Here is a 20,191-nt window from a genome sequence, read left to right on the forward strand (position 1 = left end):
TGGCCCGGGGGTCGGCCAGGTCGCCCGGAGGGGGCCCGGTCGCCCGGAGGTGGGCCCGGTCAGCCTCCGAGGTGGGCCGTGAAGGAGAAGCGGTCGCCGCGGTAGAGGGTGCGGACGCGCTCCAGCGGGCGGCCTTCGGTGTCCCGGGAGACGCGGTGGATGAGGAGCATCGGCAGGGCGGGCGGGGTGCCGATGAGGAGCGCCTCGCGCGGGGTGGCGAGAACGGTCTCGATGCGCTCGTCCGCGTCGCCGAACCCGATGTCCTGGGAGTGGAGGTAGGCGTAGAAGGAGGAGTCCGGGTCGAAGCCGGAGTCCAGTTCGGGCACGCGGGAGACGGCGACGTACGTGCTCTCCAGCCCCACCCGTTCGTCGTCGGCGAGCAGCACGCGCTCCATGTGCCAGACGGGTTCGCCGCGGGTCAGCCCGGTCTCGGCGGCGAGGGCGTCCGGGCAGGGGAAGCGGTCGAGGGTGACCAGGTTCCGCCCCGGGGTACGGCCCTGGCGGCGCACGCCCTCGGTGTAGCTGGCAAGGGACAGCGGCTGTTCCAGCTTGGGCCCGGCGACGACGGTGCCGCGGCCCTGGCGGCGCAGTTTGCCCTCCAGTACGAGTTCGCGGATCGCCTGGCGGACGGTCTCCCGGGCGACCTCGTGACGCTCCGACAGATCCCGCTCGGTGGGCAGCGGGTCGCCCTCCCTCAGGTCGTCGACGAGCCGGTCGATCTCCGCCTTCACCGCGTAGTACTTCGGGATCCGGCCGTGCTCGGGGATGCCGCGGCGGACGGGGGCGCCGGGGGCCTGGTCGTTCGGGTAGTCCACACGGTGATCGTCGCAGACGGGGGTGACGGGGAGAGGAGGCGGCTGCGGTTCGCCGGCCGCCCGGTTCCGGAGCGCTCAGCGGCGGCCCCGGCTTCTGGCCATGACGGCGGCGCCTGCCGCCAGCAGCAGGGCGGCGCCGGCCGCGAGCACGGTGGGCAGGGAGGCGAGGCCGGTGCTGGCCAGCTCGGCGGACAGCGGGAACCGGTCCGTGCGGGGGCGGGCCGAGGGGTCGGCGGGGCCGGTCGGCGCGCCGGAGACGGGCGGGGACGCCGGGGTGGCCGTGGGGTCCGCCGTGCCCTCCGGGTCGGCCGGGTCCCCGGGGCCGTCCCGGACGGTGAAGCGGTAGTCGTTCGACCTGCCCACCCATTCGCCGTCGTCGTCCTGCCGCTGGACGACGGCCGCGGTGGCGGTCACCTCGTTGGGTACGGCGTTCTCGGCCAGGGTGAGACGGACCTTCACGGTGACCGTCCTTCCCGGGCCGACGCTGAACCCGGCGAACCCGGCCGCGTCGTCCGCGAACGCCCCCACCAGTTCGTCCTCGTCGGTGGTCTCGAAGCGGACCGGGTGGGGGCGGCCGTCGGCGTAGAACTCCAGCCGTGGCTGGGCGGTGCGCAGGGCCCGTTCCTCGTCGGCCAGCACGACGACCGGGTGGACGCCGGTGCAGGGGCGGTCGGTGGTGTTCGTCAGGTCGACGTACCAGACACCGGCTCCGCCGCCGGGGGCGTAGGTCTCGGGACCGCCGTGGATGCGGGTGGCCAGGGGGAACTCGGTGCCGCCTGCGGCGGTGCAGGAGTTGGCTCGCGCGGGGGTGGTGAGGGGGGTGGCTGCCGCGGTGGCCGCCGTGGCCGGCGGGGCGAGGAGGGGGGTGGCCGCGGCGGCGGCGAGGCAGAGGGTGGTGGGGGTGGGCAGTTTGAGCCTGGGTCGTCCGCGGGACTTGGTTAGTCGCATAAACACATGAGCATCACGGGTGGGGCGGGGGTGGGGGGTGCCGCACCGTGGGGCGGTGCCAAGACCGCTCGATCAGCGGACGGGCGCGTCCGCGAGGTGCGGTTGTGGGCCGACTTTCCGTACGTGGTGGTCGCTCGCGCCCACGCGGCGGAGCGTCCGCCGAGGGCGGTTGTGTGCCGACTCTCCGTACGCCGTGGCTGACCGCGCCCACGCGGCGGAGCCGCATATCAACACAGCCCCGCGCCCCTGAAGGCGGTTGGCAGCCGGGCGTCAGGGGGGACACGGGGCCGGGCGCGTCTGCCTGGGGCTGTGGGGTGCCGGCTTTCCGTACGCCGTGGTTGATCGCGCCCACGCGGCGGAGCCGCATATCAACACAGCCCGCGCCCCTGAAGGCGGTTGGCAGCCGGGCGTCAGGGGGGACACGGTAGGGACGCCGACCTGTACGCCCAGGCACCGAGACTACGACCGCCCTAGGGGCGCGGGGAACTGCGCAAAGACCCACCACCGACGGACAGCCGACACACAACACCCCCCGGCGCCGAGAACTCCACCGCCCTGAGGGGCGCGGGGAACTGCGCGAAGAGCGACCGCACACGGGCAGCCGGCACTCCACAGCCCCCGGCACACGCACCCCCCGCCCCGGAACCCTCAGTGTTCTGGTCGGTTGAAGAGAGGCGCGAGAAGAAGCTGGGCCGCCCCCTCGGCGATACCGCGCATGCCGTTGGGCGCGATGAGGACAGGGACGGGCGTGTCCTGGTCGCTGGAGCGCAGCGCGTGCGCCGCAAGCACCGCGCCGACACCCCGCACGAACGCCCCCGGCGCGGAATCGACCGTACGCCCACCCAGCAGCACCGCGTCGATGTCCAGCAGCCCCACAAGATTCGCGGCACCGACCCCCAGCACACGCGCCGCCTCGGCGATGTCGCCGCGCGCGACGGCGGTCAGGCACAACGCCTCCACACACCCACGGTTGCCACAGCTGCAGAGCGGCCCGTCCAGGGCCAGCACCTGATGCCCGAACTCCCCCGCCCCCGTACGCGCGCCCCGGTGCACGGTTCCACCGATCACCAGCCCCGCCCCGAGCCCCGTACCGAGGTGCAGATACGCGAAGGAGCCGCCCGCACCGGCCACGGAGAGTCCGAGCGCGGCGGCGTTGGTGTCCTTGTCGACGACGACGGGCACGCCGAGCCGTTCCGCCAGCACGTCCCGCAGCGGGAACCCGTCCCACTCCGGGAACCCCGTCACCCGGTGCAGCACGCCGTGCGTGTGGTCGAGGGGCCCGGGCAGGGCGATGCCGAGGCCGAAGAGGTTGCGGGCGTGGGAGAGCAGACCGGGCCGGTCGTCGGCCGCCCCCGCCTCCGCCTCCGCCTCCGGGGAACGGTCGGGACCACGGTCCGGCGGCCCCTGCTCCCGCAGCAGCGAATCGGCCTCCCGGCCCACCGCGTCCAGTACGGCCTCCGAGCCCGCGCCCAGGTCCAGCGGGGCCCGGCGTTCGGCCACCACCTCGCCCGCGAGGTCGACCAGGACCGCGCGGAGTTCGTCGCGGTCGAGGTGGACTCCGAGGGCATGGCCCGCGGCGGGCACGAGGCGCAGGACAGTGCGCGGCTTGCCTCCCGTGGAAGCCCTGCGACCCGCTTCCTCGGCCAGTCCCTCCGCGCGCAGCCGTGCCGTGATCTTGCTGACGGCCTGCGGGGTCAGCCCCGTACGGTCCGCGAGCTCCAGCCGGCTGATCCCGTCCGCCCCGGCCGATCTCAGCAGCCCGAGGACGAGCGCGGTGTTGTGGCTGCGCAGATCGGGGAGGTTCGCCCCGGCGTACGCGCGTGAACCGCCGGCCGCGCGGCCGGACCCGGCGGCACGGGAGGCGGTGACACGACGGCCGGGGCCCAGCGCGCGGGTCGCGCCGATACCGCGTGCCGGGCCGCCGCCCCGCGCGCCGGTGCCGGCCTCGCCCGCGGCCGGCCCGGAACTCCTCGGCGGGAGGCGGCCGGGGCGCGCGGTCCCGGCCACGCCGGGGCCGCCGCGCGGGGCACGCCCGGCCCGCGGCGCATCGGCCCCGGTCTCCGCCACCGAGTCCCCGGCCGCGCCCGGGCCCCGCCCGGCTCCGGTCCTGCCGTGCTCGCCGTCCTCGCCGCGTTCGTCGGCCGCGTCCGCCCTCGCCGTGTTCACCCGCCCATTCTCCCCCGCGCTTGCACTTTCGCAACAGCGTTGCGAAAGTGGCTGCATGACTGGCACTGGCACCACCCCCCTCGGCGGCCCCTCCGGCAGCCCCTCCGGCCCCCTGCGCGTCGGCCTCGCCGGATACGGCCTGGCCGGTTCCGTGTTCCACGCGCCGCTGATCGCGGCCACCGAGGGTCTCACTCTCGACACCGTCGTCACCTCGAACCCGGAGCGGCAGCAGCAGGCCCGCACGGAGTTCCCGGACGTCCGGATCCTGGCCACCCCCGACGAACTCCTCGACCGCGCCGGCGAACTCGACCTCGTCGTCATCGCCTCCCCCAACAAGACGCACGTCCCGCTGGCCACGGCCGCCCTGAAGGCGGGCCTCGCGGTCGTCGTGGACAAGCCGATCGCGGGCACCGCGGCCGAGGCGCGCGAGCTGGCGGCCCTCGCCGAGGAGCGCGGCCTGCTGCTGTCGGTCTTCCAGAACCGCCGCTGGGACAACGACTTCCTCACCCTGCGGGGGCTGATCGCCGAGGGCGCCCTCGGGGACGTATGGCGCTTCGAGTCGCGCTTCGAGCGCTGGCGCCCGCAGACGAAGGGCGGCTGGCGGGAGTCCGGCGACCCCGCCGAGATCGGCGGTCTGCTCTACGACCTCGGCAGCCATGTCGTCGACCAGGCGCTGGTCCTCTTCGGCCCGGCGGTGTCGGTGTACGCCGAGGCGGTCGTGCGGCGCGAGGGCGCGCAGACGGACGACGACACGTTCATCGCGCTGACCCACGCGAACGGCGTCCGCTCCCACCTCTACGTCTCCGCGACGGCCGCCCAGCTCGGCCCCCGCTTCCGGGTCCTCGGCTCGCGGGCGGGCTACGTCAAGTACGGCCTGGACCCGCAGGAGGCGGCCCTGCGCGAGGGCGCCCGCCCCGGCGACGGCTCGGCCTGGGGCGTGGAGCCCGCGGACCAGTGGGGCGCGCTCGGCGCCGGAGAGTCCCCGCCGACCGGCGGCGGCAGCCCAGTGGAGACGCTCCCGGGCGACTACCCCGCGTACTACGCTGCCGTGGCCGCCGCCGTGCGCGACGGCGCCCCGAACCCGGTGACCGCGTCGGAGGCGGCCGCCGCCCTCGACGTCCTGGAGGCGGCTCGCCGTTCGGCCCGAGACGGAGTGGTGGTGTCCCTGTGACCGGCACGCACAGGACGGCGTCCGTGACGCCGAAGATCGCGCCCGAGCTGACGCCGAGCGTGGCGGAACTGGAGGCGCAGGAACGGCGCCTGGTCTTCCCCGAGTTCACCCCCGACGACGCCTGGCGCCTCGGCTCCCTGCTGGTGGAGCTGGCCCGGGAGCGCCAGGCCCCCGTCGCCGTCGACATCCACCGCGCCGGGCAGCAGCTGTTCCACGCCGCCCTGCCGGGCGCCACACCCGACAACGACGCGTGGATCGCCCGCAAGCGCCGCGTCGTGGAGCGCTACCACGCCTCGTCCTACCTGGTCGGCACCCGCTTCCGCGCCAAGGGCACGACCTTCGAGGACTCCTCCCGCCTCGACCCCGACACCTACGCGGCCCACGGCGGCTCCTTCCCCATCACCGTCGAAGGCGTAGGCGTGATCGGCGCGGTAACCGTCTCAGGCCTCCCCCAACTCCAGGACCACCGCATGGTGGTAGAAGCCCTGGAAACCTACCTGAAGCTCTAGGTTCCGGGGGCCGGCACTCCCAAGACACCCCGCGTCCGCAACCGCCCTCAAGGGCGCGGGGCTGTGCCCGATCCCCGCCTGTCGCCCCGCGCCCCCACCAGGACTCCCGAACCGCCCCCGTCAGGACCCGCCTTTAGGGGCGCGGGGCTGTGCTCGACATGCGGCTACCGCCGCGCGGGCGCGACAAGCCACAACGAACCCGCACCCACAAACGAAGCGCACCCCCCGCGCCCCCACCAGCACTCCCGAAACGCCTGCGCCCGAAACCACCCTTAAGGGGCGCGGGGAACTGCGCGACCAGCCACAACGAACCCGCACCCAAAACCCGACCGCAGAACCCCACACCCCCCGTAAAACCCCCGGAGGGCTACGCCCCCTTCAACTCCTGCCGCTGCCGCCCCAACCCCTCCACCTCCAGCTCGACCACATCCCCGCCCCGCAGATACGGCTTCGGCTCAGGCCGCCCCATGGCAACCCCCGCAGGCGTCCCCGTGTTGACGACATCACCGGGGTACAGGGTCATGAACTGACTGACGTACCGAACAACCTCCCCCACGGGAAAGATCTGCTCCGCCGTCGACCCGTCCTGCTTCAACTCCCCGTTCACCCACAGCCGCAGGGACAGCCGCTGAGGATCGGGCACCTCGTCCGCCGTCACCAGCCACGGCCCCAGCGGATTGAACGTCTCGCAGCTCTTGCCCTTGTCCCACGTTCCGCCGCGCTCGATCTGGAACTCCCGTTCCGACACGTCGTGCGCCACCGCGTACCCGGCGACATGCGCGAGCCCCTCCTCCGCCGACCCCAGATAGCGGGCCGTACGGCCGATGACGACCGCGAGTTCGACCTCCCAGTCGGTCTTGCGGGACCGCCGCGGCACGAGCACGTCGTCGTACGGCCCGACCACCGTGTCCGGTGCCTTGAGGAAGACGACCGGCTCGGCGGGCGGCTCGGCGCCCGTCTCACGGGCGTGGTCGTGGTAGTTCAGCCCGATGCACACGATCTTGCCGATCCGCCCCACCGGCGGCCCGACCCGCAGCCCCGTCGCGTCCAGCACGGGCAGTTCGCCGGACGCCTCGGCGGCCCGGATCCGGCCCAGCGCGGCATCGTCGGCGAGCAGCGGCCCGTCGATGTCCGGGACAAGCCCGGAGAGGTCCCTAAGGGCCCCGTCGGCGTCCAGCAGCGCGGGGCGCTCCACTCCGGCCGTACCGACACGCAGCAGCTTCATGGTCACCGTCTCCCTCGATCGCGTACGCCCCGCCGATGTGTGCGGTCATCCCAGGACTGGTCGATCCTCCAAGGAGGCGGTCCACTCCGCAAGACCCCGTTCACGTACTGGACCGCCTGACTGAGCGAGGCAGACCGGACTAGGCGGGGTAGAGCAGCGCCCGCTCCGCCGCACTCCACGCCGTACTGGTCACGACGTACAGCGCGGCGGCGAGCGGTACGACGGCCACGGTGATCAGCGTGAAGAAGGACAGGTACGGCATCACCTTGGCGACGGCCCCTGCGCCCGGCGCGTCGATGGGCGCGCTGTCGGCGAGGGAGACCCTGGACCGCCGGAAGTTGAAGACGGCGACGGCGACGACCACGGCGAACAGCGCGAGGTACACGAGCCCGGCGCCCCCGAACAGCCCGCCGCCGGCCAGCGCGTCGGCCCAGCGGTCGCCGAGGGGCGCGGCCAGCAGCTGATGGCCGAGCAGGACGTTGGGCTCGCCGCCGATCTCCGAGCTGGAGAACAGGTGGTAGAGCAGCAGGAACGCGGGCGCCTGGAACAGGCTCGGCAGACAGCCCGACAGCGGCGACACCTTCTCCTGTGTGTGCAGGTCGAGCACGGCCCGTTGAAGTTTCTCGGGGTCCTTCGCGTGCTTCGCGCGCAGCTCGGCGATCCGCGGCTGGAGCGCCGCCCGGGCGCGGGCGCCACGGGCCGAGGCCCGGGACAGGGGGTGGACGAGCAGCCGTACGAACGCGGTGAACAGGACGATGGCGGCCGCGGCGGCCGAGCCGTGGAACAGGGGCTGGAGCAGATCGGCGAGCTGCTCCACCAGTGTGGCGAAGACGGACATGGGTGAGCCCTCCGGGGGTCTCGTCGTGCCGGATGAGGACATGGCGGCATGACGACCCGAGCGCGCGGGATACGGGTGATCTACGCGACGGTCGCCGGGAGGGCGTGTCCGGGTGCTCGTGGCCTGCGGCGGCCCCGGGCGTCGGGATCGCGTTGCGGCAGGAACGCCGTACGCCGGTCGCGGTCGCGGATCGCCGTACGGACGCGGGTGCGCGGTACGGACGGCGCGCAGCGCGCGGCGATGACGGCACAGAAGGCGAGCGCGGCCCCCGCGGCGGCGGTGGCGGCGAGCGCGACGGTGGCGAACAGGCCACCGGAGTCCAGGAGGGCGGCACCGAGCAGAAGCAACAGCAGCAGACCGGCCGACCGCTGGGTCGTCATCGGCTGCTCCTCTCCCCTCGTGCTCGCCACGGCTGCCCCCACGCTACTTCAGCGGAGCCGGACGGAGGTCAGCTTTCCCCACACCACGAGGCGGTACGCCGACGAATAGGCGGGTGTGCAGGTGGTGAGCGTGAGGTAGTACCCGGGTTCCCGGTACCCGCGGCCGGGGTGGACGAGGCTGGCGGGCACCGGCCGCAGGACGCCGGAGTCGCGCGGGGAGGTGCGCGGCAGGGTCCGGTCGACGGTGTACGCGTACACGGCCGCGGCCGTCTCCACGAGGACCCGGTCGCCGCGCGTCAGGCGGTCGAGATGCCGGAAGGGCTCGCCGTGGGTGTTGCGATGGCCGGCGAGCGCGAAGTTGCCCGCCTGGCCGGGCTGTTGGGTGCCGGGGTAGTGGCCGGCGTACCCGAGGTCGAGGACGTCGGCCTTGCGGATGCCTTCGGCGACGGGGACGCGGAGGTCCAGGCGGGGGATGGTGAGGATGGCGTAGGCGGGATGGGTGCCGCGGGAGGCGGCCGCCGTCCGGCCGGGCGCGGGCTCCCCGGCGGGGACGGGCCGGGACTCCTCGTCGCCGCCCCGGCCGCCCGGCGGCGCGTCCCCGGGAGCCGGTCCGCCGGGCGGCCGGGGCGTCCCGCTGCCCTCCCACTCCCGTTCCAGGGCGTGGACCTGGCGCTCGGCGGCGGCGCGGGCCTGCCGGTTGGTCCACCACAGTTGATGGACGACGAGGAGCAGCAGGACGACCCCGACGGTGACGAGGACCTCCCCGCCGCCCCACAGGACGCTCCGGCGCCGGGCGCGCCGACGCAGGGTGCGGTGCTGGACGACGGGCACGCGCATGAGGCCTCCCCGGACGGGACCGCCCGCACGGTAAGGGGCGGGGGCGGAGACCACCAGGCCCGTGCGGCGACCGAGTGGGGGGATGCCTCTCCTTCGGGGGCGCCCGGCGCTACGGTGTTGACCATGCGCCCCGACACGCCTGCCGAGAACGTCGACCACTCCGCCGAAGCGGCACGCCTGGAGCGAACCGCCGACCTGTACCCCGAGGACGCCGAGGCCCTGCTGCTGCGCGCCGCGGCCCACCTGGAACTCGCCGGCGAGCGCCCCGCGGCGTCCGCGCTCTACGACCGCCTGCTCGCGACCGAGGACGACCTGGACAACCCTCCCCTGATCCGCGCGCTCAAGGCGTCGAACCTGTGGGAGTACGGCCATGAGGCCGAGGCCAGAGCGATCATCGAGGGCCTGCGGACCTCGGCGCCCCGGGACCCGGCGCCCTGGGTGATCGTCGCGGAGGCCCTGGAGTCGCACGACGAGCTGGAGGCGGCGCAGGAGGCGTTCACATCGGGGGTGCGGCTCCTGATCGCGGACGGCGAGGCCGACCCGGCCCGGTCGACGCACCCGCTCCTCTTCGGCCGCCACCGGGTGCGGCGGATGCTGGGCCTGCCGCACGACGAGTGGGACTCGCTCGCGGACACGGTCCACTCCTCGCCGGTCTCCCTGGACGAACTCCACGACCCCAAGCGGGTGTGGTCCCTGGGCTCCGACAACCCGGCGGAACTGGCGGCGGAGATCACCCGCCTCCGCGCCGAGCTGGGCACCTACCGGGAGGCCCTGTCCCGCCCCTTCCCGGTCGCCGTCCTGCACTGGCCGGCCCTCGAACTCTCCGAACTGGTCGAGGCCTACCCGTCCCTCTCCGCGGAGTACCCGTCCCACCCCGAGCACCTGTCGACCATAGAGTCCTCCCTCCGCGAGCTCTCCGCCTCCGGCACGGGCAACCTCGGCATCGTCACGGGCACGGTCCCCTCCTACGAGGCCTTCGCCGCCTCCGAGGGCACCTCCCCCTCCGACACGTCCCTCCTCCCCCAGTACGCGACGACACTCGCGGCCCGGGGGCGGGCGGTGGCCTGGCCGCCACGGGAGAGCGCGACCTGCTGGTGCGGGTCGGGGCGGGGGTATGGGGGGTGTCATGGAGTGGGGGGCTGACAACAACCAGAGTCCAACGTCGCCGGAGTCGCAGTGACGGCCGGGCACGCCCACTGACTTGCTGTACACGGTTGGATACCGGCCGCAACGATCACTTCCCCGGAAGTCTCGGTGTAGAGGCAGCAACGGAGGCGAGCACCTCCACCTGCTCGATCTGCACTCACGATTGGCGGCTGTTCCAGCACGGCTGGGCATCAATCCGCTCCCCTGAGTCGGCAGCCGCTGCGTCTCTATCACCGCCCGGTGCCCACACCACCCCCCCGTACTAGGCTCAGCGATGTGTCCGAAGATCCCGAGTGGGAAGCACCAGAAGGCTCCTGGGCGTCGTCCGCAGCCCGTCGTCGCAACATGCAGGCGATCCGCAGCCGTGACACCAAGCCCGAGAAGCTGATCCGACGGCTTGTACATGCCCAGGGCCTTCGATACCGCGTTGCCGCCCGGCCGCTGGCGGACCTCCGCCGTACCGCGGACATGGTGTTCCGTCCAGCGAAGGTAGCGGTCTTCATCGACGGCTGTTACTGGCACGGATGTCCCGAGCACTACGTTCCGCCAAAGACGAATCCCGGCTACTGGTCCGAGAAGGTTTTGCGCAACATGCAGCGTGACCGTGATACGGACCAGCGGCTCCAGGAGGCGGGCTGGCTGGTACTGCGCTTCTGGGAACACGAACCAGCCGAGCAGTGCTCGCTCGTGGTCTGTGAGGCTGTGGCCGGTAGAAGGGCGCGGCAAGCAGGGCATCAAGGTGAAGCAGTTGAGTAAGCGTCCAGACCACGGGCCCCGCACCCCTCCCCTAAGCTGTCTTCAGCGAGCGCGGCAGTAAGCGACTTCTGTGGGGGAAGCCGTCTGGCCGGGCTCGTGTAAGACACAGCGGGTACGGACGATCCAGCCGTGACCGCGCCTGACACGGGGGGCAAGGTGGCGGTCGAGCGCACAAACCGCGACGTCCGGACACTCATCACGCAGATCGCGGCCGGGGAGATCATGCTTCCCGAGATCCAGCGTGGATATGTGTGGAAGGCATCGCAGGTCGCCAGGCTCATTGAGTCGCTGTATCGCGGATACCCAGCAGGATCCCTCCTCTTCTGGAAGACCGGCCAGCCTGCCGAGACGCGGGGTGCCGCGATTGGCGTGTCTCAGGCACTGCCGAGTGTCATGCCTCTTTACCTGCTCGATGGCCAGCAAAGACTTACCTCTCTGTTCCGCGTCCTCACGGATCACGCGGAAGCCCAGGTTGTCTTCAACATCGAGACAGAAGCCTTCCAGAACCAGAGTGCCGCCACCCGCCGAAACAAGAAGTGGATCAAGGTCTATGACGTCGCAGGCCCTGGCGCAGATGTTTTTGCGATCCACGGTGATCTGAAAGAAGCCGGACTCGCGATCCCGGACCCTGAGATCGGGCGCCGCCTCAGCGCACTTCAGAAGATCACCCAGCGTGACTTCCACATGGAGGTGCTGCATGAATTCGAGTACGAGGAAGTCGCCGACATCTTCGTCCGCGTAAACAGCGGCGGACGGGCGCTCAAGACCACGGATCTCGCGCTCGCCACGCTCTCGGCACGGACGCCCGGCTTTCTGGGGCAGCTGGAGGCGGAGTCAGCCCGCTGGGCGGCACGCGGGTACGGGGCTCTCGACGTCAACTTCCTAATCAAGGCCCTTACACTCAGCCTCTCAACCACTGGCAAGCGGCTGGCGTCCGTGGCGAAGCTAACCGCTGCCAGCCGGGACATGGTCGAATCAGGATGGGAGAAGGTCCAACGCGGGCTTGCCCGCGTCGTTCCACTTCTTGAGGGCAAGCTGCTCATCCCGACCACGGCCCTGGTCCCCTCGCTCGCCGCTCTCCACCCCCTGATCCTCTACTACGGACGGCACCCGGAGGGTACGGAGATCGACGCCGCGGCAGAGGACGGCCTTCTGTACTGGTTTCTGGCTGCCACCGCCCGAAACCGCTACGGCGGCGCCGCGGACACTGCTCTGACACAGGACATCAGGGTGCTCGACACTGAGAACCCTGTGGCAGCACTGCTTTCGAACCTGGGAATCCGTCGAGGCGGCATTTCCGTGACCGCCGACGACCTTGCTGGGCGCAACCATCAGAGCCCCTATCTGATGTTCTGTTACCTCGCGGCAGCCCACGCCGGCGCTACCGACTGGTGGGACGGGGGCCCCATCTCGGGAGGTGTCGACAGATCCGGCAAGCCGCAGTACAGCCTTCTTCACCCCGCCGCGAAGCTACGCAGCTGCGCGAGCGGATACTCATCAACGGAGATCAACGAACTCGCGAACATCGTGTTCATCTCCGAGCAGACGGCGAAGAACATCATCGGCACCCGGTCCCCAGCGGCGTATCTGCAGAACGTCGGCTTCAGTGACCGCGCCGCCCACATGATCCCGCACGACCCTGCGGTACTTGAGTCAGATGGCTTCCGCGAGTTCCTGAGCGCCCGCAGGACTCTGCTTGCAGCCCACATCACGAGGCTCCTTGACCGTTTCCGGCCCGCCTTCCTTACGGAGGACAGCTCGGCAGCAGAGACACGTGCATCACGGTCTCTTGTACTTGCTGGATACGCAGGAGCCGGACGGAGTGTGCTGGTAGCGGAGGCCAGTGCCGCTGGACAGAGCTGGATCGGGTGGATTGCCCCCACCGAGTTTGAAGCGGCGCTGGACGCAGCCGCCACTGGCATCGCGAGCGATGTCCTGGTAGGTGACGAGGCAGCACCGATGCGTGTTGATGATGAAGACACCGTGACCTTCGGTCTCGGCCCCTTCATCATCCGGGGCTCACTCGATCAGTGGCGAACCGCGGTCAAGGACGCCTTCGAGGGCGCGCGGCCTCTGGCGGAGTGCCCTGAGCCAAACGACGATCAGTGGTCTGCGGAGCCTGAGGAGTTCCTGCTCTCGGATACCGGCGTACGAGACGCAGCCTCGTAACGGCAGTTTATCTTCCGCTCGGCAGTCGTAGCCGTTGTCAGGAGATACCGGGCAGCCCCCTGAGCATCTCAGGCGCGGTGTCAGCGAGCATCGGCGCGATGCTCGGAATGCCTGGCACAGGAACCTCGGGGGGTATGTCAAGACGGCACGATTGCCAGCGCCCACGTTCGGTACGGTCTCTGGGAACCTGGTTCGCGATCCAGTCCCTCGGCACCGCAGCCACAGCATTTAGCTCAAGATCCGGGGAAAGACGGACCGTGACCAGTTCCCAGGCCGGGTCACGCAGCATAGTCTCGTATTCATTGCGCGAGATATAAACAGTGAGACGCCCTCTGCGCACCGTTGTCTTCACTTCCAGGTGGGCAGCGTACTCAAAAGCATGCACGAAAATGTCGTACCCGTAACCGTCAGACCATGCCGCAACATGCTCCACATGGCCCGCCCCTGACTCGGACAGCAACTCAAGAAGAGCGAGTTCACCTGCGGAGCCGATGCGCGAGCGTTCCTCTGTATCCACTTTGCCCCACGCCGTGCTCACCAGCGCGTGCGCCTGTTCCGGAGTCAGGCCTAGCGTCTCCGACGCGCGCAGGGCATCCTCCGGAAGCTCGTCCGGTCTGCGGATCAGCAAGTCAGCGTCCCGGAACCATGGCACTCCGCTCAATGCCATCGCAGCTTCGAAGACTCTGACGTTCACTGGCACGCCGCTGTTCACTGCCCTCAGCAGCCCTGTGTCCCTTATCCAGGTGTAAGCAGCGTCGTACTGCGTCGGCGTGATGTCGCTGAAGTCACTGTGGGTGGTAAAGAGGGCGCGCACGCGCGCGGTACCGCTGGCTGGGAGTCTGTCCAGCCAGCGGACTGCCGCACGCAGGACCGGCTCAGGCGGAACGGGCACGGAGGTGACCCATCAGCGCCTGAAGGTCTCTGTGGTCCAGGCCTCCGCCGATTGCCGGTACTTCCTCCAGATCGGCTAGTTGCTGGACGGCCGGATCATCGAGGATGCTCCCCATGAACTGCAGCTTGTCGCTGAGGCGTTGATCAACGACCTCATCGATAGTGCCCTCTGAAGCAAGGACGGTGATCCGCGTTTCGGTCTCGGGTGCAAGTCCGAGACGGTGAATGCGGTCAAGGCTCTGCAGGAATCTGCCAGCCGCGAAGTCCCGGTCGACGTAAACGGCGTCGTGGCAGTGATGGTGGAGACTGATGCCCTCACCGAGGGTGCCTGGGTTGGACAAGAGAACCATGCAGTCGGGGTCGTGACGGAACCTCTTGATCGCCGCATCACGGTCAACGTCATTCATCGCCCCGTAAACCAGAGCAGGCGAGAATTCACTGAGCATGCGCTCCAGCGTGTTGAGGCTGCGCACGAAGGTCGACCACACGAGCGTTTTACGTCCTTGAGCCGCATTCCTGCGGAGTATCGCCAAGACCTCACGGTACTTCGGCGACATCTCGTAGCTCGGCAGGTCCCGCATCAGTTCGAAGAGCGGTGTGCCCTCTGGCACGGAAAGCGGAGGCACCTGATAGGACAGCGGTTCGTGGCGTGTCGTGCCGACGGCGAGCAGCGCTGGGCTGGTCGCTGCCATCAGCATGTAGACGATGACTCTGCCGAGGGCGAGGAAGTCACCTTCCGACCCAGCGGCACGCGCGGAGAAGCGTCCGATGAGCGCCTCGTACACCTCTTGGTGGAGGGGCGGCAGAGGCACGGTAGTCAGGTTCGTAGATACCGGTGGCAGACCCAACTCGCCCTTGGTGGTGCGGGTGAAAAGGGGGCGCAGAACCTGGCTCGCCTTAGCGAGATCCCCGCCAGCCACAGCCTGGACTACCTTCTGGCGCCCATGTCCAGGCCACACAAAGCCGAACAGATTCTCCAAATCCTTCACGCCGTTCGGAGCCGGCGTGCCTGTAAGGATCAGCCGGTGTCTGCTGCGGGGACCGAGAGCGAGGCAGGCGGAACCGTCCGTGCCGTCGGCGCCGCGCTTCATTCGGTGGGCCTCATCGAGCAGGAGCATGGACGGTCTTTCGGCCAGCCACTGGCCGAGTTCATTAACGACCCCGTCCTGGCGCAAGCGCTCATAGTTGACAATGAGGGCTTCCGCAGCAGGATCGGTACTCCTGGAGAACACATCCATGCTGAGGGGCTCGCGGAGACACTCACGGTTCTCGTACTGCCAGGACTCATAGCAGGATTTCGGGCCAACGATCAGAAGCCGCTCGATTCCCTTGTTGTGCCGCAGTGAGTGGAACACAGCAAGGCCTACCCGCGTCTTGCCAGCCCCAGGAACAGAGAAGTTGGCACCGTGGCGCAAGGAGAGCAGCTTGGCGATGTCACGGCGCTGGAACGCCGTGAGATCTGCCACCCAGCCGGAGCCGAGCAGACTGACGACATCGTCTGGGTCTACCTCACCGTCTGTGCTTGCTGACGGGTCAAGCCGCTGGGCAACGGTTTGTGCGTCGACAGCGGAATCGGTCGCCAGGGCGGCCAACTGAGGGTCCCATGTGACGCTTGCAGGTTCAGGCCAAGTAGCGAGCGCGACAAGGTTAGTCAGGAGATCATCGATCTCAACCTCAGTAGTCCCCTGGGACCGCTGAACACTGCTCTGGAAGCGCAGAGCGAGACGACGCAGGTCGCTCTCGTAACCTGTCCCAGCCCGCAGCCGCGCTCGGGTGACGCCGTCAGCGAAGCCGATCTCCAGGCTGGGTGCGGTCGGCTGTCCCGTCATCAGTTCTCTCGCGTGGAATCAAGCAGCCAGGCAACCCCGTTGCCGGGGGAGCTGAAGGTGCGCCCGGCCTGCTTTGCGAGGCGGGCGAGACTCGCCTTCAGGGTCAGCAGCGCGTCGTCAAACGCATCCTCGTCGAGTGCACGCTTTGCTTTGGCCTCGGCGAATTCGGCAGCACATTGATTGACATAGTCAGCCGCGTCTGTAAGGCGCTCCGGGACAGCCACCTGGCGCTTCTGGAGTTCAGCGTTGGCGCCGGCAAGCTTCACAGCAGCGTCGAACGTCTTACGTGCCGTCTTGATCAGCGCATCCGCTTGAGTGACAGCAGCCGGGGCCAGCTTGTCCCCAGCCTGCGCCGCCGCCTTCGCCTGTAGCAGGGCATCAGTAAGGGCACGGGTCGACTTGACTGCGGCCGTGCCGTCAGGGATCGCCACACCGGCCAAGCCGGGAATAGCCACAGCGGCGGACTCTTGTGCAGCGGGACGCAGTTCACTGGGCAGGCGCTCGTCGAGGTAACGGCTATGGAAGTCCGCTTCCGCAAGACGCACCGTTGTCTTCGCGTAGTTCAGCACCACCATCGCCAGACGCGACTCCTTGAGCTGCTCAGCAGCGTCCGGGTCAGTCTTGGCGAGCTTGGTGTAGTCACGATGCAGCTCGCGGAGCTTTTCCTGATGGTCCTCAAAGTCGACCAGGCGCAGGACAGCGCCGCTCGTGGTCCGGCTGCGGTCAATCGCGTCATTGATCAGCTGGTAGACCCAGCGGTCCTGCTGAAGGGTGGTCTTCTTGATGTTGAAGTCCCGGGCCACGTCCTCCTCGCGGCGGCCGTCCGCGAGTTCATCTTCAATCGCGATGAGGCGGTTGATGTACGAGTACTCGCGGCGCTTGTCCCGACGCAGTTGCAGAGCGAGCTCAACGCTGTTGATGTCGCGGCGAGACGTGTCCGAGGGAAGCACACCGACCCGGATATCTCTGATGCCCAAGTCTCTCAGCGCGGCACAGCGAGTGTTGCCATCGACGAGGATGCCGTCCGGGCTGATGATCCCCGGTTCCCTCTGGCCGACGTCATCTAGCTCGTCCCGCAGGGCCACGTAGTCCGGATCGGTCTGGCTCGGGTTCGAAGGCCGACAGCGCAACAGGTCACGCAGATACGTTTGGCCGGGCTCACTCCACGGCTCCTCTTCCAAGACCCGGTTGCGCTCCGGCTGGAGCGTGCGCTGTGCGCGGATCCGGTGGGTGTCGGGGTTGAAGTAGAGCATGTCGACCGGCATCGAGATCACATGCAAGTGCCGCTGCTCACCGCGCCACTCGACCGTGACCTTCGCACCCTCCTCAGCCATGGCCTGCTTTAGCCGCTCGTCCACCAGCGAACGGATCCTCTCGCCTTCAGGTGGAACGCCGAACTTCACAGCCATAACCAGAGCCTCCCCAGGGTCAGACGCAGCGTGAAGCAGCATCATGGCAGGCCCGGCTGACAGGCGGTGTGCCGATAGCCGACAATCGACGTCCCAGCCGTTTGGAGAGCGGAGCAAGAAGTGCTGCCTTCCTGGAACGACCCCGAACTCAAGGCCGGAACCATGGTCCGGGGCGCACTCTGGCTCGTCCAAGTGATCGGCGAAGGCGGAACCTTCAACAAGGAGCAGATCAGGGACGCCTTCCCTAAGGTCTCGCAGGCGGACCGTCGTATCCGCGATCTTCGGGACTACGGCTGGGTCTTGCTGACCAACACCGAAGACGCCCGCCTGACCGCGGAGGACCAGCGCTTCGAGAAGGCCGGCGTTCCCGTCTGGGATCCTGCGGCACGACGAGCCGCGGCTCCGCAGAAGGCGGTTTCCAGCAAGCAAAGGCAAGCCGCATTTGCCGGAGACCACTATATGTGCACCATTTGCGGCATCTCCGGCGGAGAGGCTTACCACGACGACTCCAATCAAACGGCCGTGCTCTCCGTCACCCGGCGCAAAACCGTGCTGCCTGGCAGCAGCGAGGAGACGCTGCTCGTGACGGAATGCAAGCGTTGCCGCGTCGGCGCCGATGAAACCGTCGCCCGGGCCGACGAAACGCTGGCCGAGATCAAGCGCCTGGAACCCGGAGAGCAGCGGCGTCTTCTTCGCTGGATGGAGCGGGAACGCCGTGGCACAACACCTCTGGAGCGAGCCTGGAACGCCTACCGGCGACTGCCCGCAGACGCGCGCGAAGAGCTCCGGTCGGCACTGCAGGGCTGAGACGCCGTCGCACTGGCGTGCTCCGGAAAGGCCGCCGGGGCCGACGTTGTCACCCCGGCACCGTAGACTCCACAGTCTCGCGCTTCCCGCGTCCACCACTCCCATCCGCTGATCTGCGGCTAGGGTGCTGCCGGGTTCACGCGAAGCGGGGAACTGTAACGTCTGCGGGCGAGCACTGCCAGTGGTCACCGTGCGCTGACTCACTCGGCGCACCAGGAAGGAGAACACGATGTCGGCGGCGGAGCACGAGCAGAGACTCGAAGTGATCGAGATCTGCGCCGGCGCCGGCGGTCAGTCCTTCGGGCTGCATCGAGCTGGATTCACGCATCTCCTCGCCGTCGAACTGGACAAGCACGCGGCCCACACCCTGGACCAGAACCTCCGCCGGGTCCTCAAGGAAGACGGCTTGGACGTGCCTGACGACCTTGTGAGGGTCGGCGACGTCGCAGATCCTGAGGTCTGGGATCCAGACTCCTACAAGGACAGGGAAATCGCCCTCCTGGCAGGCGGCGTGCCCTGTCCTCCGTTTAGCATCGCAGGAAAACAGCTTGGTTCCAGCGATGAGCGGGATCTTTTCGCCTGGGCTATTGAGCTGTGCGGCCGCATAAGGCCCAAGGCCCTGCTACTGGAGAATGTGCGCGGACTCAGCGCCAACCGGTTCTCCGGCTACCGGCAGGCGGTACTCGACAAGCTTCACGAATTCGGCTACATCGCATCGTGGGAGCTGCTGCAAGCATCAAATTTCGGCGTTCCCCAACTCCGACCGCGCTTTGTCCTTGTCGCACTCCTCCCCGAATACGCCGAGTATTTTAATTGGCCAATGGGAGATCCAGGTGGTAAACCTACTACCGTGGCCAAAACACTTTTCGACCTCATGAGTGCGAACGGCTGGGACGGCGAGGAATTCGAAGCCTGGGTGAAGATGGCCGATGGCATCGCCCCGACAATCGTTGGCGGCTCAAAGAAACACGGTGGAGCCGACCTCGGGCCGACCAGGGCGAAGAAGGCCTGGGCCGAGCTGGGAGTTGACGCCATGGGCGTGGCCAATGAGGCACCGGGGCCGGGCTTCAAGCCCGTCAACGGCGCAACAGGGCCGAAGCTGACGACCCAGATGGTCTCCCGGCTCCAGGGGTGGCACGGGGAATTCTCCCAATGGGATTTCCTGGGTCGCAAGACTTCTGTGTACAGACAGATCGGCAACGCATTCCCTCCGCCCGTCGCCAAGGCTCTTGGCGAGGCAATCCGAGATGCTCTCCTCAAGAAGGGAGAGCCGAGCGCGCTAGTTGAGACGACCAACGCCGTCCAAGACCCCGTCTACAAGCTGCTGCGGCAACAAATCCGGCCAGTGACCGTCGAGCAGATCATCAAGAAGCTCGCGAAAATTGGTGCACCCATGGGGCAACCAGAAGTAGAGCGGCGCCTGAACCACTTGGGGCACGACTTCGAGCTGGAGAAGACGGAGCGCAAGTCTGGCGAACTTGCATATCTCCTTGGCCAGTTCAAAGCATTCGTTGGCCAGGACGACCACCAGCGTCACGATTTGTTCACGCAGCACCGGGCAAAGATCAGCTGATTGCGCGACCCCGCGCTAGACCACTACGCCGGCTCCGCTTCCGCCTCGTAATGCATCATCGCCCTGTCAAGCATGTCGTCCGGGTCGCATCCCCAGGCCACGCCCCAGTGGAGGAGGTCCGCGATCAGTTCGACGGCTGACTGACCAAGGAGCGCATCCCGCCCCTTGGCTCCACGCCCCGCGGGCATGGAGCTTGGAGCCTGGTAGTTCTCCAGTGCCGCAGCGGCGCGCTCGACCCTCAGGCAGGCATCGCCCTCGCTGGCAGCGAGCTCGCACCAGACCGCCTTCCCCGCTGCCGTCAGAACGGTTCCCCAGTCCACGGCCAGAGACGCGATCAGGTGGAGGCCGCGGCCGCAGTCGTCGTCGCATCCGGGCGCTCTGACGGTCGGCTTGGCGCTGCTCTCGTCGTGGACTTCCAGCCGCAGCCGCTCACCTCGCCGCTCGAGGATGAGGGTGGCGCACACTCCCTCGCCCACATGCTTCACCACATTCGTCGCCAGCTCGGTGACCAACAGTTCCGCCTCGTCCGCCGCGGTCGGCATGCCCCACTGGGCCAGCTGTCTGGCCGCGGCCTTCCGCAGCAGGCGCACCTCCGCGGGCGCCGCTCTGAAAGGCAGCACACAACGAAGTCGGGCATCGGTGCTGTCGTAGCCGATCACGGCCACTCCTCCCTCCCAGGCCACGCGCGCACTGCGCCCGCCGTAACTGAACGGCTGCGCTGC

Annotated in this window: 18 protein-coding genes; 7 read left to right on the plus strand and 11 right to left on the minus strand. The window is 69.0% G+C overall.

The genetic code is table 11. The annotated features are described in order from the left end of the window. Positions 1-59: 59 nt before the first annotated feature. The 3 genes from ACZ6SQ_RS13835 to ACZ6SQ_RS13845 form a co-directional block, all read right to left on the minus strand. Positions 60-815, minus strand: coding sequence for a GntR family transcriptional regulator (locus ACZ6SQ_RS13835; RefSeq protein WP_469560640.1), 756 nt, complete (start codon positions 813-815; stop codon positions 60-62). Between the two features lie 75 nt (positions 816-890). After that, positions 891-1,763 (minus strand): hypothetical protein, encoded by an 873-nt coding sequence (locus tag ACZ6SQ_RS13840; protein WP_469560644.1) that lies wholly within the window; start codon positions 1,761-1,763, stop codon positions 891-893. A gap of 648 nt (positions 1,764-2,411) precedes the next feature. Beyond that, positions 2,412-3,650 (minus strand): ROK family transcriptional regulator, encoded by a 1,239-nt coding sequence (locus ACZ6SQ_RS13845; protein WP_469560983.1) that lies wholly within the window; start codon positions 3,648-3,650, stop codon positions 2,412-2,414. Between the two features lie 334 nt (positions 3,651-3,984). On the opposite strand from ACZ6SQ_RS13845, the gene ACZ6SQ_RS13850 reads away from it, so the two are divergent. Both ACZ6SQ_RS13850 and ACZ6SQ_RS13855 read left to right on the plus strand, forming a co-directional pair. Continuing rightward, entirely contained in the window at positions 3,985-5,100 is a 1,116-nt protein-coding gene (locus ACZ6SQ_RS13850) for a Gfo/Idh/MocA family oxidoreductase (protein ID WP_469560646.1), read from the plus strand. 23 nt (positions 5,101-5,123) lie between these two features. Beyond that, positions 5,124-5,609, plus strand: a complete 486-nt coding sequence (locus tag ACZ6SQ_RS13855; protein ID WP_469560648.1) for a heme-degrading domain-containing protein — start codon at positions 5,124-5,126, stop codon at positions 5,607-5,609. A gap of 367 nt (positions 5,610-5,976) precedes the next feature. Here ACZ6SQ_RS13855 and ACZ6SQ_RS13860 read toward each other — a convergent pair whose 3' ends face one another. From ACZ6SQ_RS13860 to ACZ6SQ_RS13875, 4 genes are all read right to left on the minus strand, one after another. Next, the gene (locus ACZ6SQ_RS13860; RefSeq protein ID WP_469560651.1) at positions 5,977-6,834 is read right to left on the minus strand and encodes a fumarylacetoacetate hydrolase family protein; all 858 of its coding nucleotides are present in this window, start codon (positions 6,832-6,834) and stop codon (positions 5,977-5,979) included. Between the two features lie 139 nt (positions 6,835-6,973). Continuing rightward, positions 6,974-7,672, minus strand: a complete 699-nt coding sequence (locus tag ACZ6SQ_RS13865) for a YidC/Oxa1 family membrane protein insertase (protein WP_469560655.1) — start codon at positions 7,670-7,672, stop codon at positions 6,974-6,976. An 80-nt stretch (positions 7,673-7,752) separates the two neighbouring features. Then, entirely contained in the window at positions 7,753-8,052 is a 300-nt protein-coding gene (locus ACZ6SQ_RS13870) for a DUF6412 domain-containing protein (RefSeq protein ID WP_386379689.1), read from the minus strand. Between the two features lie 48 nt (positions 8,053-8,100). After that, positions 8,101-8,889 carry a class E sortase gene (locus ACZ6SQ_RS13875; RefSeq protein WP_469560658.1) on the minus strand — a complete coding sequence of 263 codons (789 nt, stop codon included), beginning with the start codon at positions 8,887-8,889 and terminating at the stop codon, positions 8,101-8,103. A gap of 123 nt (positions 8,890-9,012) precedes the next feature. Between ACZ6SQ_RS13875 and ACZ6SQ_RS13880 the strand changes: the two genes are divergently transcribed. The 3 genes from ACZ6SQ_RS13880 (at position 9,013) to ACZ6SQ_RS13890 (ending at position 12,960) form a co-directional block, all read left to right on the plus strand. Continuing rightward, entirely contained in the window at positions 9,013-10,032 is a 1,020-nt protein-coding gene (locus ACZ6SQ_RS13880) for a hypothetical protein (protein WP_469560660.1), read from the plus strand. 279 nt (positions 10,033-10,311) lie between these two features. Continuing rightward, complete coding sequence (locus tag ACZ6SQ_RS13885) at positions 10,312-10,791, plus strand: very short patch repair endonuclease (RefSeq protein ID WP_469560664.1); 480 nt, start codon at positions 10,312-10,314, stop codon at positions 10,789-10,791. Between the two features lie 129 nt (positions 10,792-10,920). Beyond that, positions 10,921-12,960, plus strand: a complete 2,040-nt coding sequence (locus ACZ6SQ_RS13890; RefSeq protein ID WP_469560667.1) for a GmrSD restriction endonuclease domain-containing protein — start codon at positions 10,921-10,923, stop codon at positions 12,958-12,960. Between the two features lie 37 nt (positions 12,961-12,997). Here the strand turns inward: ACZ6SQ_RS13890 and ACZ6SQ_RS13895 are convergent, their stop codons facing one another. The 3 genes from ACZ6SQ_RS13895 to ACZ6SQ_RS13905 form a co-directional block, all read right to left on the minus strand. Next, entirely contained in the window at positions 12,998-13,774 is a 777-nt protein-coding gene (locus tag ACZ6SQ_RS13895; RefSeq protein WP_469560670.1) for a protein NO VEIN domain-containing protein, read from the minus strand. 61 nt (positions 13,775-13,835) lie between these two features. Further along, complete coding sequence (locus tag ACZ6SQ_RS13900) at positions 13,836-15,680, minus strand: DEAD/DEAH box helicase (RefSeq protein ID WP_469560672.1); 1,845 nt, start codon at positions 15,678-15,680, stop codon at positions 13,836-13,838. Further along, a complete protein-coding gene (locus ACZ6SQ_RS13905; RefSeq protein WP_469560674.1) occupies positions 15,680-17,089 on the minus strand; it encodes a ParB N-terminal domain-containing protein in 1,410 nt (469 codons plus the stop codon). The genes ACZ6SQ_RS13900 and ACZ6SQ_RS13905 overlap by 1 nt, the downstream gene beginning before the upstream one ends. A gap of 120 nt (positions 17,090-17,209) precedes the next feature. Between ACZ6SQ_RS13905 and ACZ6SQ_RS13910 the strand changes: the two genes are divergently transcribed. Further along, a complete protein-coding gene (locus tag ACZ6SQ_RS13910) occupies positions 17,210-17,896 on the plus strand; it encodes a hypothetical protein (protein WP_469560676.1) in 687 nt (228 codons plus the stop codon). Positions 17,897-18,125: 229 nt separating this feature from the next. Continuing rightward, on the plus strand, positions 18,126-19,469 hold the full coding sequence (locus ACZ6SQ_RS13915) for a DNA cytosine methyltransferase (RefSeq protein ID WP_469560678.1): 1,344 nt from the start codon (positions 18,126-18,128) through the stop codon (positions 19,467-19,469). Between the two features lie 23 nt (positions 19,470-19,492). On the opposite strand, the gene ACZ6SQ_RS13920 is transcribed toward ACZ6SQ_RS13915, so the two are convergent. Then, positions 19,493-20,128, minus strand: coding sequence for an ATP-binding protein (locus ACZ6SQ_RS13920; protein WP_469560681.1), 636 nt, complete (start codon positions 20,126-20,128; stop codon positions 19,493-19,495). Between the last annotated feature and the right edge of the window lie 63 nt (positions 20,129-20,191).

Source organism: Streptomyces sp. NPDC048600 (genome assembly GCF_055587025.1).

What these genes read in the sequence shown, in the direction of transcription:
- ACZ6SQ_RS13875 (WP_469560658.1), bottom strand. Translation starts at nt 8,889, where the DNA reads ATGCGCGTGCCCGTCGTCCAGCACCGCACCCTGCGTCGGCGCGCCCGG.
- ACZ6SQ_RS13905 (WP_469560674.1), bottom strand. Translation starts at nt 17,089, where the DNA reads ATGGCTGTGAAGTTCGGCGTTCCACCTGAAGGCGAGAGGATCCGTTCG.
- ACZ6SQ_RS13870 (WP_386379689.1), bottom strand. Translation starts at nt 8,052, where the DNA reads ATGACGACCCAGCGGTCGGCCGGTCTGCTGCTGTTGCTTCTGCTCGGT.
- ACZ6SQ_RS13865 (WP_469560655.1), bottom strand. Translation starts at nt 7,672, where the DNA reads ATGTCCGTCTTCGCCACACTGGTGGAGCAGCTCGCCGATCTGCTCCAG.
- ACZ6SQ_RS13915 (WP_469560678.1), top strand. Translation starts at nt 18,126, where the DNA reads ATGTCGGCGGCGGAGCACGAGCAGAGACTCGAAGTGATCGAGATCTGC.
- ACZ6SQ_RS13900 (WP_469560672.1), bottom strand. Translation starts at nt 15,680, where the DNA reads ATGACGGGACAGCCGACCGCACCCAGCCTGGAGATCGGCTTCGCTGAC.
- ACZ6SQ_RS13850 (WP_469560646.1), top strand. Translation starts at nt 3,985, where the DNA reads ATGACTGGCACTGGCACCACCCCCCTCGGCGGCCCCTCCGGCAGCCCC.
- ACZ6SQ_RS13860 (WP_469560651.1), bottom strand. Translation starts at nt 6,834, where the DNA reads ATGAAGCTGCTGCGTGTCGGTACGGCCGGAGTGGAGCGCCCCGCGCTG.
- ACZ6SQ_RS13840 (WP_469560644.1), bottom strand. Translation starts at nt 1,763, where the DNA reads ATGCGACTAACCAAGTCCCGCGGACGACCCAGGCTCAAACTGCCCACC.
- ACZ6SQ_RS13880 (WP_469560660.1), top strand. Translation starts at nt 9,013, where the DNA reads ATGCGCCCCGACACGCCTGCCGAGAACGTCGACCACTCCGCCGAAGCG.